Here is a 19,472-nt window from a genome sequence, read left to right on the forward strand (position 1 = left end):
GCCCCGCGCAAAAGGTACCAAATTCTGAATAATGGAGGAAGAAAAATGCCTAGAGCAAAGCAAACTATGGATGGCAATACCGCTGCCGCCCATGTAGCGTATGCCTACACGGACGTGGCTGCCATCTACCCCATTACCCCGTCTTCTCCGATGGCTGACTCTGTGGACCAGTGGTCCGCAGCTGGCCAGAAGAACATCTTCGGCAATCAGGTCAAGGTCGTCGAGATGGAATCTGAGGCCGGCGCTGCTGGCGCTGTGCACGGCTCTCTGGGTGCAGGTGCTGTTACCACCACCTTCACCGCTTCTCAGGGCCTGCTGCTGATGATCCCCAACATGTACAAGATCGCTGCTGAGCAGCTGCCCTGCGTGTTCGATGTTTCTGCACGTACCGTTGCTACCCAGTCCCTGAACATCTTTGGTGATCACAGCGACGTTATGGCATGCCGTCAGACCGGCTTTGCAATGCTGGTCGAGAGCAGCGTGCAGGAAGTCATGGATCTGTCCCCTGTCGCACATCTGTGCGCCATCGAGGGCAAGGTTCCCTTCCTGAACTTCTTCGATGGCTTCCGTACTTCTCATGAGTACCAGAAGATCGAGAAGTGGGATTACGCCGATCTGAAGGAAATGTGCAACATGGAGGCTGTGGAGGAGTTCCGTAAGAAGGCTCTGAACCCCGAACACCCCAAGATGCGCGGCTCCCACGAGAACGGCGACGTGTTCTTCCAGCATCGTGAGGCATGCAACAGCGTTTACAACGCTCTGCCTGCTGTTGTTGAGAAGTACATGGCCAAGATCAACGCAAAGCTGGGCACCAACTACGATCTGTTCAACTACTACGGCGCACCCGATGCTGACCGTGTGATCGTGGCTATGGGCTCCATCTGCGACGTTGCTGATGAGGTCATCGACTACCTGAACGCCAAGGGCGAGAAGGTCGGTATCGTCAAGGTCCGCCTGTACCGTCCCTGGGTCTCCGCTTCCCTGCTGAAGGTCCTGCCCAAGACCGCCAAGAAGGTAGCTGTGCTGGATCGCACCAAGGAGCCCGGCTCTCTGGGCGAGCCCCTGTACCTGGATGTTGCCGCTACCCTGCGTGAGGCTGGCCTGAACGATGTCGTTCTGACTGGCGGCCGTTACGGTCTGGGCAGCAAGGATACCCCGCCGTCCTCCATCTTTGCTCTGTTCAAGGAGCTGGAGAAGGATCAGCCCAAGGAGCGCTTCACTCTGGGTATCACCGATGATGTCACCTTCCTGTCTCTGCCGGAAGTCAAGCCCGCTCCCATCACCGCAGCTGCTGGCACCAAGGAGTGCAAGTTCTGGGGTCTGGGCGGCGACGGTACTGTCGGTGCTAACAAGAACTCCGTCAAGATCATCGGCGACCATACCGACAAGTATGTTCAGGCATACTTCCAGTATGACTCCAAGAAGACCGGCGGCGTGACCATCAGCCATCTGCGTTTCGGCGACAAGCCCATCCGCAGCCCCTACTACATCAACCAGGCTGACTTCGTGGCCTGCCACAACCCCGCTTACATCCACATGGGCATGAAGATGGTCCAGGATGTCAAGCCCGGCGGCGTGTTCATGATCAACTGCCAGTGGTCCGATGAGGAGCTGGGCCAGCACCTGAACGCCGAGGCAAAGAAGTATATCGCTGACAACAACATCCAGCTGTATACCATCAATGCAATCGATAAGGCTATCGAGATCGGCATGGGCAAGCGCACCAACACCATCCTGCAGTCTGCATTCTTCAAGCTGGCTGACGTCATGCCCATCGAGGATGCCGTCAACTTCATGAAGCAGGCAGCTCAGAAGAGCTACGGCAAGAAGGGCCAGGACGTCGTTGAGATGAACTGGAAGGCTATCGATGCAGGCGTTGACGCCATCCACAAGGTGGACGTGCCCGCATCCTGGTCCAACCCCGAGGCTGATCCCGCACCCAAGGCTCTCACCGGCCGTCCGGAGCTGGTCAAGCAGATCCGCGATGTCATGGAGCCCATTGCCCGTATGGACGGCGACAGCCTGCCTGTCTCTTCCTTCGTGGCAAATGCAAACGGCGAGTGGGAGCAGGGCGCTTCTGCATACGAGAAGCGCGGCACCGCTGTCAACGTCCCCGAGTGGGATGCTGCAAAGTGCGTTGGCTGTAACCAGTGTGCATTCGTCTGCTCTCATGCTACCATCCGTCCCTTCCAGCTGACCGCCGACGAGCTGGCAGCTGCTCCTGCACAGACCAAGAGCCGCGACAACAAGCCCGCAAACGAGTACAAGTTTGTTATGGCTGTGTCTCCTCTGGACTGCATGGGCTGCGGCGAGTGCGTCACCGTCTGCCCCACCAAGGCTATCACCATGGTGCCGCAGGACAGCCAGGCCGATCAGCAGGCAGTGTTCGACTACTGCGTGGCCAACATCTCCAAGAAGCCTTCCAAGTTTGCTGACGATACCGTCATCGGTTCTCAGTTCAACCAGCCGCTGCTGGAGTTCTCTGGCTCCTGCGCAGGCTGTGCCGAGACTTCTTACGCTCGCCTGATCACTCAGCTGTTCGGCGAGAAGATGTACATCTCCAACGCTACCGGCTGCTCCTCCATCTGGGGCGGCACCGCTTCCATCTCTCCGTACACCGTCAACAAGGACAGCGGCCATGGTCCTGCATGGTGCAACTCCCTGTTCGAGGATAACGCAGAGCATGGTCTGGGCCTGTACATCGGCCAGAAGACCGTCCGCGAGAACCTGATCAAGGAGATCGCAGAGGTTGCTGGTTCCGACAAGGCTTCTGCTGAGCTGAAGGCTGCCTTTGAGAAGTTCCTGGAGACCAAGAACAACACCAAGGCCAACGACGAGCCCGCAAAGGCCCTGATCGCTGAGCTGGAGAAGGCTGCTGCTGCCGGCTGCGAGAAGTCTGCAGAGATCCTGAAGAGCAAGCAGTTCATCGCCAAGAAGTCCGTCTGGATCTTCGGTGGTGACGGCTGGGCATACGACATCGGCTTCGGTGGTCTGGACCACGTTCTGGCTTCCGGCGAGGATGTCAACGTGATGGTCTTCGATACTGAGATGTACTCCAACACCGGTGGACAGGCATCCAAGGCTTCCAACATTGGTGAAGTCTGCCAGTTCGCTGCTGCTGGTAAGGAAATCAGCAAGAAGAGCCTGTCCGAGATCGCTATGACCTACGGTTACATCTATGTTGCTCAGATCGCACTGGGTGCTAACCCGGCTCAGGCTGTCAAGGCCATCGCTGAGGCTGAGGCTTACCCCGGCCCGTCTCTGATCATCGGCTACGCTCCCTGCGAGCTGCACGGTGTCAAGGGCGGCATGACCAACTGCCAGAACGAGATGAAGAAGGCAGTTGAGGCCGGTTACTGGAACCTGTTCACCTTCAACCCGGCAAACAAGGCTCAGGGCAAGAATCCGTTCACCCTGACCTCCAAGGCTGTGGATAACGAGAAGTATCAGGCACTGCTGGCTAACGAGACCCGTTACAGCCGCCTGACTCGTGCATTCCCCGACCGTGCTAAGGAGCTGTTCGCACGCAACCAGGAAGTTGCAAACGACCGCTACGAGCACCTGACCCGTCTGGTCGACCTGTACAAGTAAGCATTCTTCTGCGCTTTGGATGCAGATATTTGCGGCACCTTAGCCCCACAATGCAAGAGGGCGGCTGCCCCGTACCGGCGGTTACTGCGCAATGCAGCGGTACGAAGCGGAGAAATGCATCCATCCATGCAGGTGATGTGCTGAAGTACAGCATTCGCCATACGAGTTCTATCTGATTTCACTTCCCGGGCGGTGCTTTGTTCCGTGCGAAGCACCGCAGCGGGATATGAGATACCAAAGCGCCCGCGAGGGTCCTTGAAAGCACACCCCGCGTGTGTCAGGAGCATAAGGTCTGCTTGCAGATACCTTGCTCCGCCTGCTGCATAAGACCTGCTTTGCAGGGATCTTGCCGCAGTAAAAACGAGCTTCGTTTTAGCGCCCCGTTCACCGCAAGGTGACCGGGGCGTATTTTTTGTGTAAAAGAGAAGCGGCTGCTGTGATCTGGCATCACAACAGCCGCTTTTACAGTTCCATTTTAGCATGTGAAAAAACGAAGGTCAATCAAAAAATGTTATCACAAAATCTTCCAAAAGATACCATTCCCTTTTTACAGTTTCTTCATAGCTTCTTAACGAATTCAATTGTGAAAGCTGTTATACTTTTGCCATGGGAAGCGGGGCCGCAACCGCTTACCCAAGTAACATGATTCCTCCTCACACCAAGGCAATATCCAAGCAAAACACCCTTTTTCGTGTGCCGCAACACGGAAGAGGGTGTTTTGTTTTGCAAAATTCTGGTAAATCGGTGGTTTAGGGTTGACCCCGTTTTTTTGCGGCGCTATAATAAAAATGAATATGAAAACTTGGAGGTGAACGCAGGAAAATGGACCCGGATCATAGTCGAAGTAGAACCACCGGCGCGGTGGATCAGAAAACAAAAACAACTGCGTTTTCCCCAACCGTTCGCCTCCTTCGCTGAGTCCTGCGGAAAAGCACCGCTTCAACGGTGCATCTTTCCGCAAAACAGAGCAGAGGAAGGCGCGGCTTTGTGTGCGCAGAATGCGGCGTTTGCGGCATTCCGGCAGGCAAGGCGGCGCGTTTTTTGTTTCCCGATCTGCTGCGTCCTCCGGATACAGGAGCTGCTCCTGTTCCGTAAAAACTGAGGAGGTACGCCCAATGGATATGGAAGAAAAAAAGCTGACGGCTGATGCTGCGGAACAGGCTCTGCCGGTGCAGGAGCTGCCTGCTGATATCCCCGCCGAGGTCCGCCAGAAGCTGGCTGAAGATCTGAACGAGGAAGCTACTGAAGACCTCAAGCAGGATATGCGCGAGGCCGAAAAAGAGGAAGCCAATGACGAAGAGGTCAGGGCCAACCCTGAGATGCTCACCAAGAGCCGCCTGCTCAAGCTGCTCATCAAGAAGCAGTACGTCAAGCTGCGCGAAGTGACCGAGGAAGAGCAGCCTGCTGACTTGGCCGAGCTGCTGGAAGAGCTGGACGAAAACAACCGCCTTGTGGTGTTCCGCCTGCTCAAAAAGGAAGTGGCCACCGAGGCCTTTGCCTATATGTCCGACGAAGCCCGCGACGATCTGGTGAACGCCTTCTCAGATGTGGAGCTTGTGGGCGCTATTGAAGAGATGAGTCTGGACGATGCCGCCGATCTGCTGGAGGATATGCCTGCAGGCGTGGTGAAGCGGGTGCTGGAGAAATCCTCCAAGCAGACCCGTGAGAGCCTGAACAAGCTGCTGAACTACCCCGAAAGCTCTGCCGGCAGCCTGATGACCCCCGAATATGTCCGTCTGCGCGAGGATATGACCGTGGCGCAGGCCTTTGAAGCCATCCGCAAGCAGGGCGAAAACGCAGAGACCGTGTACACCTGCTACGTGGTGGAGCGCAACCGCCTGAAGGGCGTTGTTTCTGCCCGAAGCCTGCTTCTGTCAGAGCCGCATACTCCCATCAACGAGATCATGGATGATAACGTGGTCACTGTGAAAGTGACCGACGATCAGGAGTACGTGGCCCGTGAGATGCAGCGCTACGACTTTACCGCTATGCCTGTTCTGGACAACGAGGGCATGTTCGTGGGTATCATCACCATCGACGATGCAATCGACGTTCTGACCGACGAGAGCACCGAGGATATGCAGAAGATGGCTGCTATTCTGCCGGACGACGATGCCACCACCTACTTCGGCACCAGCGTCTGGACCCACGCAAAGCAGCGCATCCCATGGCTGCTGATCCTGATGCTGTCCGCCACCTTTACCGGCATGGTCACCACCCACTATGAAGAGGCCTTTGTCAGCCTGCCGCTGCTGGTCTCCTTCATGCCCATGCTGATGGATACCGCCGGCAACTGCGGCAACCAGATCAGCACCCTGATGGTGCGTGGTCTGGCTCTGGGCGAGGTGGAACCCAGCGACTTTTTGCAGGTGCTGGGCAAGGAGCTGCGGGTGTCTGCCATCGTGGGCGCGGTGCTGGGCATCGTGAACGGCCTGCGCATCTACCTGATGTACACCTTCCTGTTCCCCGGCCAGTACGCCAACGTGATGGGCTATGCCATCGTGGTCAGCGTTTCGCTGTTCTTCAGCGTCATTCTGGCAAAGCTGGTGGGCGGTATGCTGCCGCTGGCAGCCAAGAAGCTGGGTGCCGACCCGGCCATCATGGCTACCCCCTTCATCACCACCATCGTGGATGCCTGCAGCCTGATCCTGTATTTCCAGATCGCACAGCTGGTGTTCCACAATATGATGTAAATAATAAAGCAATGCCGGACGGTCTTGAAGTGACTGCCCGGCATTTTTATAGGACGAACCCTCTCAGTCGTCGCTGCGCGATGCCAACTCCCTCAGTCAAAACCTGACGGTTTTGCCAGCTCCCTCAAAGAGGGAGCCTCTGGCGTGCCGCAAGCTTTGCACATTAGCCGGAAACTTTTCCGTACTGCCAAAGGCCCCATCCCAGAGGGGGCTGTCGAGCGCAGCGAGACTGGGGGAGTTTGCTCCCGGCGCGCCCGCGAGCAGCAGCTTTTTCCGGTGTGGAAAACTGCATGTTTCCCCGCCTTTTCCACACAGAAAAACGGCAGCGGCCCGGTGTTGAAAACTTGGGGCCAGCCATTCCGGATTGGAGAAAAATAAATCACCGCCCAGAAACGGTTTGTAGAATGCAAAGAAAATCCTTCGACTTTCTTTTTTATAAAAGGCAGAATGCCCGCATTTTTGCCCAAAACTTACCAGAAAGCTGCGGCCTGAATTACGGTGTGTATAGGGCTGATGCCCTTTTGTTGTGGAAAACCCGGTGGAAAAAGTGGAAAACCTCATGGAAAACTTGCCCTTTTCTTCACAAAAACGGTGGAAAACCCGGTGGAAAAAGTGAAAAGTTCATTCCAGACAGGAAACTCCATACACTTTCCGGTTGTGCTTTTGTGCCGCAAGATCCGCTTGACAGCTGTATTTTTGGGCGGAAGATGCGGCAGTTTTCCACACTGTGGCATTGCCTTGAATGCCCCGGCCAATCATGGTACAATAACAGCAGAAAAATGCGGCAAAACTCACCGATATCGGAATACAATGCGTTGGAGGCACCCTATATGAACAATTGGCTCAACCAGCTGGAGCGCAAATACGGCCGCTTCGGCATCCCGAATCTGACCAACATTCTGGTGGGCGGGCAGATCCTTGTGCTGGCCATCGAGCTGTTTGTCAACCAGACCGTCAGTGTCTGGCTGGCACTCAGCCGCTATTTTCTGCTGCGCGGCCAGATCTGGCGCATCATCACCTTTGCGTTCATCCCCTCTTACGGCGGCAGCATCCTCAGCGCGGTGCTGGGCATCTATTTCACATGGTTCATCGGCACAGCGCTGGAACAGGAATGGGGCGATTTCCGCTATACGGTGTATCTGCTCTCCGGGATGCTGGGCACCGTGCTGGCCTGCCTACTCACCGGCGTGACCGGCAGCACCTACTGCCTGTCCCTTTCGCTGCTGCTGGCCTTTGCCATGCTGTACCCGGAAGTACAGGTACTGCTGTTCTTTGTCATCCCCATCCGGGTGAAATACTTTGGCTTTTTTGCGGCAGCACTGTGGGTGCTCAGCTTTCTGGGCGCGCCGCTGCCGCAAAAGCTGAGCCTGCTGCTCAGCATGGCGAATGTCTGGCTGTTCTTTGGCCCGATGGCTTATCGTTCCGTCCGCGCGTGGGTACGCCGTGAGCAGTGGAAGCGGAGAAACAGAAGGTAAGGAGAAACACCATGATGCTGGACCGCATGGAGGGCAATGCAGAACTGAAAAGCAGCGTGCAGCTGATGCTGGCAGCCCGCCGCCTGACCCACAGCGTGCTGCTGGTGGGTGAAGAGGGCCTTGGAGCCGGTTTTGCGGCCCGCTGCATTGCGGCAGATTATCTTTACCCTGCAGGCGGAGCGCCCGCTGAGGCCCTTCTGCGGGGCGAATGCTGCCGTGCTGTGGGTAAGCCTGGCGACCGCGACAGCGGCCATGTGGAGACCGGCATCGTGCGTGAAGCGATCAGCGTTGCCGGTATGGGCGCAGGCGGAAAATATCTGGTCAGTCAGGTCAAGGCTATGCGCAGCGAGATCTTCAACACCAGCCTTTCGGCCGAGGGCCGTGCCGTGCTGCTCTACCATGTGGAAAAGATGAATGAGGAATCCGCCAATGCCCTGCTGAAGGTGATGGAAGAGCCGCCGGAGGGGGTGCTGTTCCTGCTTACGGCGGATTCGCTGGCAGGCGTGCTGCCCACCATCCGCAGCCGCTGCGTCAGCTTTGCAGTGGCTCCTGTCTCGCCGGAGCAGTGCGCCCGCTACTGCGCCGCACAGGGGGTGGACAAAAAGACGGCCACGCTGTACAGCGAACTGTTCGACGGTCACATTGGTACGGTGCTTGCCGCCGCACAGGACGAAGCCCGCACCGCGCAGGTGGAAAAGGCCCTGCAGCTGGCAAAGGCCGCTGCCGACCGTGACAGCTATGCCGCAGCCTGCCTGCTGGCCGCCTACGAAAAGGACAAGGCCGGAGCCGCCGCCCTGCTGACGGACTTCCGCGCGGTGGCCGCTGCGGGCCTGCGGCAAAGCCCCCACGCACCGGTGCAGGGCATTGCCGCCCAGCGTGCCCTGCGGCTGGCCGAAGCCGCCATCCAGCGCCTTGGCGCGCAGGTGAACCCTAAAATCGTGCTCAGCGTGTTTGCGGCAAAGTTCCGCGCGCTGTAAAAGAAAAATCCCGGCAGACATGTAAATCTGCCGGGATTTTAAATTGTAAATTATTTGATCGTGGGAGTGTCAAGGGGCGAACTGTAAGAGAAGGTGACCTTATTGGAGCCATCCGTGTAGGTGACATCAAAGGGGCCGACATGAGAGATGTCCACATCGTAGATAGAGCCAAGATCAACATAGAGAGGAATAACAGAGTTACCGGTATTGATCGGTACAGTTTCAAAGTATTTATATTTCTGTGTGGCACTGTCAATAACGAAGTTGTCAAGGCTGCGGGCGTTTTTGGAGATATTGCCTTTCTTAAATGTAAAAGTGATCTGGTTTTTGCTGAGAGAAAAAGAAGTATCTACACTCTGAAAACCAAGGGCGGTGTAGAGATAATAGTGACGACATCCGTCACGTTCATACACAGAATTTGATTCAAAAGTGCCGCTGAATGTGCCCATGCCAACGGAATAACTGGAAAGTCCCTTGTAATTGAGAGTGTCAATGGTGGGCAGGGTCGGGTTGCCGGGGGTTGCACCATAACCTTCGCCGCAGCCAACCAGCATACTGCCGGCGGCAGCGACCAGTGCGGCGGCACCAGTGGCCTTTAAAAAAGTACGGCGGGTGATCAGTTCAGACATAAAAATCTCTCCTTTGATTGCAGGAAATCATAAAATACAAAAGCTGATGCAAACAGAAACTCCCTCCGGCGCTTGCGGTACACCGGAGGGAGTTTCTGTTTGGGGTATTGCTTTGGTGTGAGGAGGAATCATGTGCGGAAAGACGGTTGCGGCCCCGTCTCCCCGCAGGATATAGTATACCCGATTTTAAGTGAAAAGTCATTACATTTCTGTGAAAAAACATCCCACAATGAACTTTTTACAAAATTCCCCCAATGATAAAAACCAAACAGCGCGGTGTACAAAAATTCTGGTATTCCAGAATGCGGCAGACTGTCACTTTCACTATAGTAGATAAGGTGCAAAGTGTCAATCTGAATCGCAGTTTTTCCCTTATGCCTTTTCTACTTCGCCCACCACCAGCTCACCGGTCTCGGAGGAGTAGCTGCCGGTCACCTTCTGGTGGCCGCTGGTAAAGGTGAGGCTGACAGTATGAACCTGCTTGAACCAGCTGTTGTAGGCACTCTCGCTGATGCGGTAGATCAGCACAAAGGTCTTTTCTTCGTTCGGCTGCAATTCGTAGTCCTTCTGGGTCCACCAGCTGTCGCCGCTGGCGTTGTCCGCAAAGCCAAAGTAGATGGGCGATGCAGCAGAATGGTCGATCTCAGCCGGGAAGTTGTCGGCGGTCAGGGTGACGGCACGGCTGCTGACGTTTTTCAGGGTGACAACCACCTTGACCACATGGATGGTGCCGTATTCCTGCGTGCCAAGGATCGTGCGGTTTGCGCTTCCGCTTACGTATCCGATGCCGTTCACAGTGCCGGGGATGTCAATGCTGCCTGTGCCGCCGCAGGCGGTCAGGGTGCCGGTGAGCCCTGCCGCAAGCAGTGCTGCGCCGGAAAGCTTAAGGAATGCGCGTCTTGAAAGATTTTTCATGTTTTTTACCTCCTGCCCCCAAAACAAGGGCTTTTTGTACAGTATACCATGGCTAAAAACGGGGGTCAATCCATTTTGCACTGTGCTGCGTGCACTCTGCCGTGCTCCACATAGTGGGCGGCGTTGTGCAGGTTGGCCTCGGCCTGTGCGGGGCTCACCTGCTTGATGACCCTTGCGGGCACGCCCACAGCCACCGAGTTATCCGGGATCACCATGCCCTCCGGCACCAGCGCACCCGCGCCGATGATGCAGTTTTTGCCCACGACACAGTGGTTGAGCAGGGTGGCGTGCATTCCGATCAGGCTGCCGTCCCCTACCGTGCACCCGTGCACCAGCGCACTGTGGCCCACGGTGACGCTTTTGCCCAGCATTACAGCACCGCCCACATCACAGTGCAGCACGGCGTTATCCTGCACGTTGGAGTTTTCGCCAATGGTCAAAGTGCCGTCGTCGCCGCGCAGCACGGCCCCGTACCACACCGTGGAACCGGCTTTCAGGATCACATCTCCCTGCACGGTGGCGTTGGGCGCAACAAAAGCAGCCCCCTCGTCGCGGGGAACTTTTCCACAAAAGGACAGAAACATTGTTAAAAACCGCCTTTCTCTCTTTCTCTTTTGGCTGGTTTATGGTATTCTTTAAAGTAGTATAGCAAGCCAGAGCCTTTCCGGCAAGTAGGAGCTGTTTCAAAACAAAAATTTTTGCCGTGCGTCGGCAAGCAGATACAAGGGGGCACGCTCATGTTCAAAAACACCATCTTCCGCCGCATGACGGCGCTGGTGCTCACGCTGGCACTGGCCGCTGCTGCTGCACTGCCGGGCCTTGCGGTATATCCCATGCCCATCCAGACCGTCAGCGAGACCGAGGCGGTGTACCTGTTCAACGCCGACACCGGCAAGACCATCCTGAACCAGAATGCTGACCAGCAGCAGTATGTTGCCAGCCTGACCAAGCTCATGACGGTCCTGCTGCTGCTGGAAAGCGGCAAGGATCTGAACGGTGAAGTGACCGTGCCCACCGCCCTGACCCAGGAGTTCCGGGATATCCAGAACGCCAACGGCACCACCATGGGCCTGCGCATCGGCGAGACGGTGCGCCGCATCGACCTGCTGAACGCCATGCTCATCGTCAGCGCCAACGACGCAGCCAGCGTCATTGCATACGATGTGGGCGGCAGCGTGCTGGATTTCGTCAAGCAGATGAACGCCCGTGCTGAGGAGCTGGGCTGCACCGGCACGAACTTTACCTGTGCCCACGGCCTGTTTGACTACGGCAACGTGTCCACCGCGCAGGATCTGGCAAAGATCGCCGCCGCCTGTGCGGCAAACCAGACCTTTGCACAGGTGGCGGGCACCGCCAGCTATGTCCTGCCGGCCACTAACCTCCGCAAGGCTGAGCACACCATCAGCAGCTCCAACAGCCTGATGAACAGCGAGAGCGCCAACTACCGGGAGTATGTCCGGTGGGTCAAGGGCGGCTTTACCACGCTGGCAGGCCGCTGCATCGTGGCCTTTGCGGAAAAGGACGGACACACCTACGGGCTGGTGATCCTTGGCTGCGATACGCCGGACCACCTCTTTGCCGAGTGCGATGATCTGTTCGACTGGGCCTTTGAGAGCTTTGCGGACCGTCCGCTGGTGGATACCCAGACCGAGCTCACCACCGTGGCGCTGACCAAGTGCCGCACCGAACCGGCGGTGGCGCTGTATGCCGCTGCGCCGGTCAGCGGCTACGGCCACGCAGACGATATCGTTACCTACTCCTTCGACCTGCCGGAAAGTGTTTCCGCTACCGTCAAAAGCGGCAGTGTGATCGGCTCGGCCACTGTTTATCTGGATGGCTACGAGGTGGGCACGGTAGACCTTGTGACCCACAAGGAGTATGTCTCCGATTTCCGCACCGACATGAAGGCGACAGTGCTTCTGCTGTGCGCACTGGTGCTCATCCTGTTTGCAATGATGGTGCTCACGCTTGCGGCCGGCGGCGGTTCACTGAACCTTAAAAGAAGAAAGCGCCGCAGATAAAATGCCGTGGCCGCAGATGCGGCGATTACAGAATACCACGGCAAACTGCAAAAAACAATAAAGAACAGCAAAAAGCGGCACTCGGAGCCTTGCACAAAGGCCCGATGTGCCGCTTTTGCTTACTTGTTCAGAAACTGGATGAAGTGGTAAGATTCCACGATCTGGAAATACTTGATGATGCGCGGGTACAGCGGTTCAGCTTTTTCACCAAACTGCTGCTTCATGCAGTCAGCAAGCTGTGCAACGGTCTTCTGGCCGTCGATCAGCGGCCAGAGATAGCTGCCGGTCTCGTCCAGATGCACCTGTGTGGTGCGCGGTTTATGGAACACTTTTTGCGCGATCGTATTGAACACACCGGTGTTCTCCACCTCAAGGGTGATAAGGCCGGTGGCTTCGTCTGTGTGCCAGCGCAGGGTTTCCGCCCGCTGCGGAATGAGGTCCAGATAGTTGATGGACTGCTTTTTCTTACTCATCAGTTCTTCTTTTTCTTCATGGAGAAGGCCAGCAGGCATGCGATCATCACGATCATCAGAACCACGCCGCCAATGTTGCCCAGATCAATGCTCAGGGCAGTGCTGATGCCGAACACGGCAAACACAGCCAGCAGGATGCCCACAAGGCCCTCGCCTGCGATCATACCGGCACAGAACAGGGTGCCGCGGGTGGTCTGCTCTTCCTTGAGCTTCGCGTCAACATTCTTGCGGCTGTCCATGAACCAGCGCACCGCACCACCGATCATGATGGAGGTGTTCAGGTAGATGGGCAGATACAGGCCGATGGCAAAGGGCATCACGGGGATGCGCAGGACCTCCAGAGCAATGGCAAGGAACACACCGGTGAACACCAGGTTCCAGGGCAGGTTGCCGCCCATGATGCCCTCGACGATCATCTTCATCAGGGTAGCCTGCGGTGCGGGGACCTCGGCACCGCCGTAGCCCCATGCGCTGTCCAGCAGGTACAGCACACCACCGATGGCCAGACCGGCGGCAATCACGCCGATCAGCTCACCGATCTGCTGCTTGACCGGGGTCGCACCCAGCAGGTAGCCGGTCTTCAGGTCCTGAGAGGTATCCGCAGCAATGGCAGCACAGATGCAGATGACAGAGGCGATGGCCATGGAGCCGATCATACCCTCGATGCCAACGTTGCCGGTGGCCTTCAGGATCATGGTAGCGATCAGCAGGGTGGCAATGGTCATGCCGGAGACCGGGTTGTTGGAGCTGCCGATCATGCCGACCATACGTGCAGAGACGGTGGAGAAGAAGAAGCCGAAGATGACGATCAGCAGAGCACCCAGCGGGCTGACGGGGATGGCCGGAGCCAGCCAGATGATGAGGATGATGAGCAGGATGCCGCCCAGAATAAAGGGCATGGGCATGTCCTTATCGGTGCGGGAGGTGCCGGAAGCGCTGCCGCCCTTCATGCTCTTCATGGCGTCGCGGAAGGTGGATACGATCAGAGGCAGACTCTTGATCAGCGAAATAATACCACCGGTAGCAATGGCGCCTGCGCCGATATACTTGACGTAGTTGGACCAGATAGCGTCTGCACCGCCTGCTGCATACAGATCAGCAATGGTGGTGCCGGCTGCTGCCGGGTACAGGGAGATGTTCGCGCCGAACAGGCAGATCAGCGGGATAATGACCATCCAGCCCACCAGAGAACCGGCGAACATGTAGGAAGCGGTCTTGGGGCCGACGATGTAGCCCACGCCCAGCAGAGCGGGGTACACTTCCATGCCCAGAGCACCCTTGAAGGAGCTGAAGGCCACGGCAATGTCGGCGGGGATCATCTTCAGGCCATCCACGATGAACTTGAAGATGGCTGCCAGACCCATGCCGGAGAACACGGTGGAGGCGTTTGCACCGCCCTCTTCACCGGCCAGCAGAACGTCTGCACAGGCGGTGCCTTCCGGGTACAGCAGGGTGGCGTGTTCCTTGACGATCAGGGCATTGCGCAGGGGCACCATGAACAGAACGCCCAGAATGCCGCCGCACAGGGCGATCAGGGTGATCTCCAGGATGCTGGGCTTGTCGCACAGGCCCTCTTTTGCCCACAGGAACAGTGCGGGCATGGTGAAGATGGCACCGGCGGCCAGGCTCTCGCCTGCGGAACCGATGGTCTGCACCATGTTGCTCTCCAGAATGGAGTTCTTTTTGAGCAGGACGCGGATCACGCCCATGGAAATGACTGCTGCCGGGATAGAGGCAGAAACAGTCATGCCGACGCGCAGGCCCAGATAGGCGTTTGCAGCGCCGAAGACCACGGACAGGATGATGCCCATGATCACAGAGGTCGCCGTCATTTCCGCGGTGATCTTTTCCGCAGGAATATACGGCTTGAAGGATTCTTGATCTTTCATGCTTGCTCTCCTTGCGACAGCACAAGTGCCTTGCTTTTTGGGGCATGGCGCTTGTGCTGTCCGTTTTCCTATTTCCTAAAACACGCGCATCCTATCCAACAAAGGATACGCTGGCACGTACTCTATTATACTAAAGTATGGCTGAATTGGCAACTGGAAATGTACACAACAAATTCACAAAAAGTTCGTGAATTCAAGCGTTTTGCGGAAAAATCGAGCAAAAATGTGCAAAGAAACTCCATGCAGACTTAAAACTGTCTGCGTGGAGCGTACAGTTCTATAAAACTCAGACGGCCCCGTAGATGCCGTGCACCGATACTTCGCCGGTAAAAACGTGCACTTCGCCGCTGTCGGTGCGCACCACCAGACGGCCCTCTTCGTCCACATCGACAGCTTCACCGGCACCCTGCCCGCCGTCCGGCAGGTCAAAAGTGACCCGGCGGCCCAGATTGACGCAGGCGGCTTTGTATTCCTCCCGGAAGGGTGCAAAGCCATCGCGGGCAAACACATACATGTTGCGGTCAAAGCCAAAGTCGGTCAGGCCCTCGGCCAGCCATGCGGGGTCGGTGGAAAGATCCACCTTTGCGCCCTGCAGCGCCAGCGAGGTGCCGTTGGGCAGACCGGCGGCATCAAAGTAGCTCTGCGGCTGGGCCAGATTGATGCCGATGCCGCACAAAATGCCCCTGCCCTGCTGCTGGTAGCCGTAGCTCACGCTCTCGCACAGGATGCCCACGACCTTTTTGCCATTGAGCAGAAGGTCGTTGGGCCACTTGATCTGGCAGTCCACGCCGTAGCGCAGTTTGAGCTGGGTGCGCACGGCAAGGCTTGCCAGCAGCGGCAGGGTGGCAGGCTGGGCCAGCGGTTCCCGGATGGCTGCTGTATAATACAGGGCCTTGCCCTCGGCGTTCACCCAGCTGCGGCCCAGACGGCCCCGGCCGGCGGTCTGGTTCTCGGTATACACCGCGCCCACCGGGCCGAACTCCTCAAAATGTTCTTTGGCGTAAGCGTTGGTGCTGCCGCATTCCGGCAGATAGCGCACCTCATTGATGCTCATTGTTTGGGTACCTCTTTGTGTTCGTATGTGATCACTTTGCCTTCGTCCAGCGTCAGGATGCCGTAGGTGTCCGGCCCGGTGTAACACCGGCCGCAGGAGCCGGGGTTGAACAGGAACACCCCGCTGCGGGCCTCTGCATGGGGGATGTGGGTGTGGCCGAACAGGGCCACCTCGGCACCCCGGGCAGATGCGGCATCTGCCAGCGTATCCAGATCGTATTTTACACCGTACATATGACCGTGGGTGTAAAAGATCACCACGCCGTCAAAGGCGGCAAGGCCGTCGGTGGGTTCCAGTGCGCCGTAATCGCAGTTGCCCGCCACCGAGTAGGCCCGCAGCTTGGGGTACTGCGTCAGAGCCAGTTCCAGATCCCGCAGGCCGTCGCCCAGAAAGATCAGGGCATCGATGCTTTTGCTCTCTTTCATCAGCACGCGCTCAATGGCGGCACGTCCACCGTGGCTGTCGCTCAAAACCAGAAGTTTTGTCACAAAAGGGGTCCTCCTCTATTACCATTTACCTGAGATGCTGTCATTCACCAGCCTGCTGGCCCTGTTGCAATACCAGCAGCTGCTTGTACACTTCGCTTTTAGAATAAGGTGTACCCTGTGCCGCCGCCTTGGCTGCGGCGGTGGGGCCAAAGCCCTGCCCGGTCAGCTCCAGCGCCCGATGCGCTGCCTGCTCCAGCGTCAGCTCCTGCTCCGGGTCGACGGTCTCCGGCGCACCGGCCATCACCAGCACATACTCGCCGCGCGGCTCGTTGGTCTTGTAGTGCTCCACCGCCTCGCCGAGGGTAGTCTTCCAGATATCCTCGTGCAGCTTTGTCAGCTCCCGGCACAGGGTGATGCTGCGGTCTGCGCCAAAGGCATTGGCCAGATCGTCCAGCGTGGTGCGCAGCTTGTGGGGCGCTTCGTAAAAGATGGTGGTGCGCTTTTCCTGCAAAAGCTCAGCAAGGCGTTCCTTTTTCTGCTTGCGGTTCACGGGCAGAAAGCCCTCGAACACCCAGCGGGAGGTGTCCTGCCCGGACACGGCCAGCGCTGTGACGCAGGCGGAAGCCGCCGGCACCGGCACCACTTTGATGCCCCGGGCCAGTGCGTCCCGCACGATCACCTCGCCCGGGTCGGAGACGCAGGGCATGCCTGCATCACTGCACAGGGCACAGCTCTCGCCTGCTTCAATGCGGCGCAGGATGCCCTCACCCTTCTGCAGGGCGTGCTCATAGTAGCTGACCATGGGCTTTTTCAGGCCCAGAAAGTTCAGCAGCTTCATGGTCACACGGGTGTCCTCGGCGGCAATAAAGTCGGCCGCGCCAAAGGTGGCCGCTACGCGCGGCGGCATATCGTCCAGATTGCCGATGGGCGTTGCCACGATATAAAGAGTTCCTGCCATAGTTTACCTCCCATATAACGCCGCACCGGCGCTGATCAACACATCCGGCTCCACCCGCAGGCCGGTCTTGCGGTTCTTCTGCGCTTCCACAAGGAAGAGCCATGGCGCGCCGTCCGCCTTGTTCTTTACAAAGGCAAGACGTTTCGGCTCCAGCCGGGAAGCCCGCAGCACCGCCAGCACCTCCGCCAGCCGTTCCGGCCGGTGGCACAGCGCAAAACGCCCGCCATCCTTCAAAAGGCGGAACGCACACTGGCACACATCGTCCAGTGTGCAGGTGTTCTCGTGCCGGGCAAGGGCGTGGGCTGCGTTTTGGCTTTGGGGGCCATCCGTGAAATAGGGCGGATTGCACGCACACACGTCAAAACTTCCATCGCCCTGCCGAAAAGCGCGCAGGTCGGCACAGACAGGCTCAATGTGCCCGATGTCCTGCTCCTGCACCGCAGCGGAAAGCAGAGCGCTGCCCTCGGGCTGCAGCTCCAGCCCCATGCAGGGGCCGCGGTGGCCCCTGTCGTGCCATTCCAGCGCCACGATGCCGCAGCCGGAGCACAGGTCTGCGGCCTTCTGGGCACGCTTTGGCTCACAGAAACGGGCCAGCAGCAGCGCGTCGGAGCCGAAACGATGCTCCGGCGAGCAATAAACCATAGTTCTATTATACAAGACTTCGGTAGAATGTTCCATAGATAAGTGTGCCGTACCCTCTCAAAAAAATGCGTGGAATTGCTCGGGGAATTTGTGCGAATTACTGCAAAACAAAAAAGCAGCAGACCTGCTTTGGACAGGCCTGCTGCTTTTGATGCGTTTTTTGTGCAGCTGCTAAAATTATTCAGCAGTGATAGCACCGGTGGGGCAAGCACCCTCGCAAGCGCCGCAGTCGATGCAAGCGTCTGCGTTCACAGAAGCAACACCATCAACGGTGATAGCGCCAACCGGGCAAGCGCCCTCGCAAGCGCCGCAGCCAACACATGCGTCAGAAACCTTGTGTGCCATAATAAACTCTCCTTTTTATCTCCGTGCCCGAAGTATTGTATGAAGAGTCATGTATGGCACGGCTGTGCATGTCTCTCCGGAAATCATATCCTTGCCTGCATTTTAACAAAGCAGGTGAGAAAAGGCAAGACTAACCGTGACCCGAAAAACACAAAAGTCTGTTTTTTGTTGGGTTGCACAAAAGCACAGGCTAACTTATGGCCAAATTTGCAGGAGTTTTTTGGCAAAAATCACGAAGAACAGTTAGTTTTGGCAGACTAACCCCTCAGAGCCGCCGGCGCGGCCCTCACTCCTTTTCGGCAGCGCGCTTCCGGGCGCAGCCACCGCCCGCGCAGCGCTTTTCGCCATCGTCGGAGGAAGCCACCACCGGGGCCGGGTTGCGCACGCCGGAGTAATCGTCGTCCGGGTCCGGGCGGCGGGGCGCACGCTTGCCGCCGCTGATATATTCGCACACGCCCACCTTATAGTAACGGGGCGAAAGGCTTTCGGTGCCGCAGCGCACCCGCAGGTAGCCGGAGACCGGGTTCACCTCCAGCACGGTGCCAAGACCGTCCGGCGTGCGCACGGTGCTGCCCACCATGGGCATGATGCTGTTCAGGTACTCGTAGGCGCTCTCCTCATAGGCAAGGCAGCACATCAGCCGGCCGCAGGCACCGCTGATCTTGGTGGGGTTCAGCGAAAGGCCCTGCTCCTTGGCCATCTTGATGGAGACGGGCTGGAAGTCCTTTAAAAAGCGGCTGCAGCAGAAGGGCTGGCCGCAGATGCCAAGGCCGCCGATCATCTTGCTTTCGTCGCGCACGCCGATCTGGCGCAGCTCGATGCGGGTGTGGAAGATACCGGCCAGATCCTTGACCAGCTCGCGGAAGTCCACGCGGCCATCGGCGGTAAAGTAGAACATGATCTTGGAGCGGTCCAGGGTATACTCGGCCTCCACAAGCTTCATTTCCAGGCCGTGGCGGGCAATGCACTCCTGACAGGTGCGGTAGGCGCGCTTTTCGTCCTCACGGTTCTGGCGCATCCGGCGGATATCCACGCTGTCGGCCATGCGGGTAATGGGCTTGAGGGCCTTGGGCACTGCCGCATCGGCGATCTCCCTCACGCCCTGCACCACCTCGCCGCACTCAATGCCGCGGGCGGTCTCCACGATCACGTATTCGCCGGTTTTGATGTCGGCCCCGGCGGGATCAAAATAATAGCTTTTGCCGTTCTCTTTGAAACGGACGGAAATGACTTTTTTCATAGTGTTCCTCGTTTTTATCGGTCGAATCTATAGGATAAGGCCCGAAAAAGAGCCTGCTGATCCATTCTGTACTCTAGTATAACATATTCAAATGCACATTTCCACGCAAAAAACAAAAAGCGGCTCTGGCGCTTCAGCAGAA

The 19,472-nt window shown here is 57.5% G+C and carries 17 protein-coding genes; 5 read left to right on the top strand and 12 right to left on the bottom strand.

Going from position 1 to position 19,472, the window contains the following annotated elements; genetic code table 11:
* Window positions 1–45: 45 nt before the first annotated feature.
* Together nifJ and mgtE are read left to right on the top strand one after the other, a co-directional pair.
* Complete coding sequence (gene nifJ, locus MTP41_RS08140) at window positions 46–3,591, top strand: pyruvate:ferredoxin (flavodoxin) oxidoreductase (RefSeq protein WP_005939143.1); 3,546 nt, start codon at window positions 46–48, stop codon at window positions 3,589–3,591.
* A 1,115-nt stretch (window positions 3,592–4,706) separates the two neighbouring features.
* Window positions 4,707–6,284, top strand: coding sequence for a magnesium transporter (mgtE, locus tag MTP41_RS08145; RefSeq protein ID WP_249235286.1), 1,578 nt, complete (start codon window positions 4,707–4,709; stop codon window positions 6,282–6,284).
* A 96-nt stretch (window positions 6,285–6,380) separates the two neighbouring features.
* On the opposite strand, the gene MTP41_RS08150 is transcribed toward mgtE, so the two are convergent.
* Window positions 6,381–6,845: a hypothetical protein gene (locus MTP41_RS08150; RefSeq protein WP_249235287.1), complete on the bottom strand. Its 465-nt coding sequence runs from the start codon at window positions 6,843–6,845 to the stop codon at window positions 6,381–6,383.
* A gap of 269 nt (window positions 6,846–7,114) precedes the next feature.
* Here MTP41_RS08150 and MTP41_RS08155 point away from each other — a divergent pair, with 269 nt between their 5' ends.
* Together MTP41_RS08155 and MTP41_RS08160 are read left to right on the top strand one after the other, a co-directional pair.
* On the top strand, window positions 7,115–7,759 hold the full coding sequence (locus tag MTP41_RS08155) for a rhomboid family intramembrane serine protease (RefSeq protein WP_044953336.1): 645 nt from the start codon (window positions 7,115–7,117) through the stop codon (window positions 7,757–7,759).
* Window positions 7,760–7,770: 11 nt separating this feature from the next.
* Window positions 7,771–8,736, top strand: coding sequence for a hypothetical protein (locus MTP41_RS08160; RefSeq protein ID WP_249235288.1), 966 nt, complete (start codon window positions 7,771–7,773; stop codon window positions 8,734–8,736).
* Between the two features lie 50 nt (window positions 8,737–8,786).
* Here MTP41_RS08160 and MTP41_RS08165 read toward each other — a convergent pair whose 3' ends face one another.
* From MTP41_RS08165 to MTP41_RS08175, 3 genes are all read right to left on the bottom strand, one after another.
* Entirely contained in the window at window positions 8,787–9,365 is a 579-nt protein-coding gene (locus MTP41_RS08165) for a twin-arginine translocation signal domain-containing protein (RefSeq protein WP_249235289.1), read from the bottom strand.
* A 372-nt stretch (window positions 9,366–9,737) separates the two neighbouring features.
* Window positions 9,738–10,280: a twin-arginine translocation signal domain-containing protein gene (locus tag MTP41_RS08170; protein ID WP_097776800.1), complete on the bottom strand. Its 543-nt coding sequence runs from the start codon at window positions 10,278–10,280 to the stop codon at window positions 9,738–9,740.
* Window positions 10,281–10,345: 65 nt separating this feature from the next.
* The gene (locus MTP41_RS08175; protein ID WP_249235290.1) at window positions 10,346–10,864 is read right to left on the bottom strand and encodes a gamma carbonic anhydrase family protein; all 519 of its coding nucleotides are present in this window, start codon (window positions 10,862–10,864) and stop codon (window positions 10,346–10,348) included.
* A 153-nt stretch (window positions 10,865–11,017) separates the two neighbouring features.
* On the opposite strand from MTP41_RS08175, the gene MTP41_RS08180 reads away from it, so the two are divergent.
* The gene (locus MTP41_RS08180; protein ID WP_249235291.1) at window positions 11,018–12,301 is read left to right on the top strand and encodes a D-alanyl-D-alanine carboxypeptidase family protein; all 1,284 of its coding nucleotides are present in this window, start codon (window positions 11,018–11,020) and stop codon (window positions 12,299–12,301) included.
* Window positions 12,302–12,420: 119 nt separating this feature from the next.
* Here the strand turns inward: MTP41_RS08180 and MTP41_RS08185 are convergent, their stop codons facing one another.
* The 8 genes from MTP41_RS08185 to MTP41_RS08220 all read right to left on the bottom strand — a co-directional run bounded on the left by MTP41_RS08185 (window position 12,421) and on the right by MTP41_RS08220 (window position 19,330).
* Window positions 12,421–12,774, bottom strand: a complete 354-nt coding sequence (locus MTP41_RS08185; protein WP_249235292.1) for a PqqD family protein — start codon at window positions 12,772–12,774, stop codon at window positions 12,421–12,423.
* A complete protein-coding gene (locus MTP41_RS08190) occupies window positions 12,774–14,663 on the bottom strand; it encodes an OPT family oligopeptide transporter (RefSeq protein WP_249235293.1) in 1,890 nt (629 codons plus the stop codon). Before MTP41_RS08190 ends, MTP41_RS08185 begins: the two co-directional genes overlap by 1 nt.
* Window positions 14,664–14,949: 286 nt before the next feature.
* Window positions 14,950–15,717 carry a biotin--[acetyl-CoA-carboxylase] ligase gene (locus MTP41_RS08195; RefSeq protein ID WP_118529175.1) on the bottom strand — a complete coding sequence of 256 codons (768 nt, stop codon included), beginning with the start codon at window positions 15,715–15,717 and terminating at the stop codon, window positions 14,950–14,952.
* Entirely contained in the window at window positions 15,714–16,205 is a 492-nt protein-coding gene (locus MTP41_RS08200; RefSeq protein ID WP_120020793.1) for a YfcE family phosphodiesterase, read from the bottom strand. Before MTP41_RS08200 ends, MTP41_RS08195 begins: the two co-directional genes overlap by 4 nt.
* Window positions 16,206–16,245: 40 nt before the next feature.
* Window positions 16,246–17,103 carry a 16S rRNA (cytidine(1402)-2'-O)-methyltransferase gene (rsmI, locus tag MTP41_RS08205; protein WP_249235294.1) on the bottom strand — a complete coding sequence of 286 codons (858 nt, stop codon included), beginning with the start codon at window positions 17,101–17,103 and terminating at the stop codon, window positions 16,246–16,248.
* Window positions 17,104–17,106: 3 nt separating this feature from the next.
* Window positions 17,107–17,781, bottom strand: a complete 675-nt coding sequence (locus tag MTP41_RS08210; protein WP_249235295.1) for a tRNA1(Val) (adenine(37)-N6)-methyltransferase — start codon at window positions 17,779–17,781, stop codon at window positions 17,107–17,109.
* A gap of 141 nt (window positions 17,782–17,922) precedes the next feature.
* Window positions 17,923–18,090 (bottom strand): DUF362 domain-containing protein, encoded by a 168-nt coding sequence (locus MTP41_RS08215; protein WP_005937576.1) that lies wholly within the window; start codon window positions 18,088–18,090, stop codon window positions 17,923–17,925.
* Between the two features lie 286 nt (window positions 18,091–18,376).
* Window positions 18,377–19,330 (bottom strand): PSP1 domain-containing protein, encoded by a 954-nt coding sequence (locus tag MTP41_RS08220; protein WP_120020790.1) that lies wholly within the window; start codon window positions 19,328–19,330, stop codon window positions 18,377–18,379.
* Between the last annotated feature and the right edge of the window lie 142 nt (window positions 19,331–19,472).

Source organism: Faecalibacterium sp. I4-3-84 (assembly GCF_023347255.1).
Classification (GTDB): domain Bacteria; phylum Bacillota; class Clostridia; order Oscillospirales; family Ruminococcaceae; genus Faecalibacterium; species Faecalibacterium taiwanense.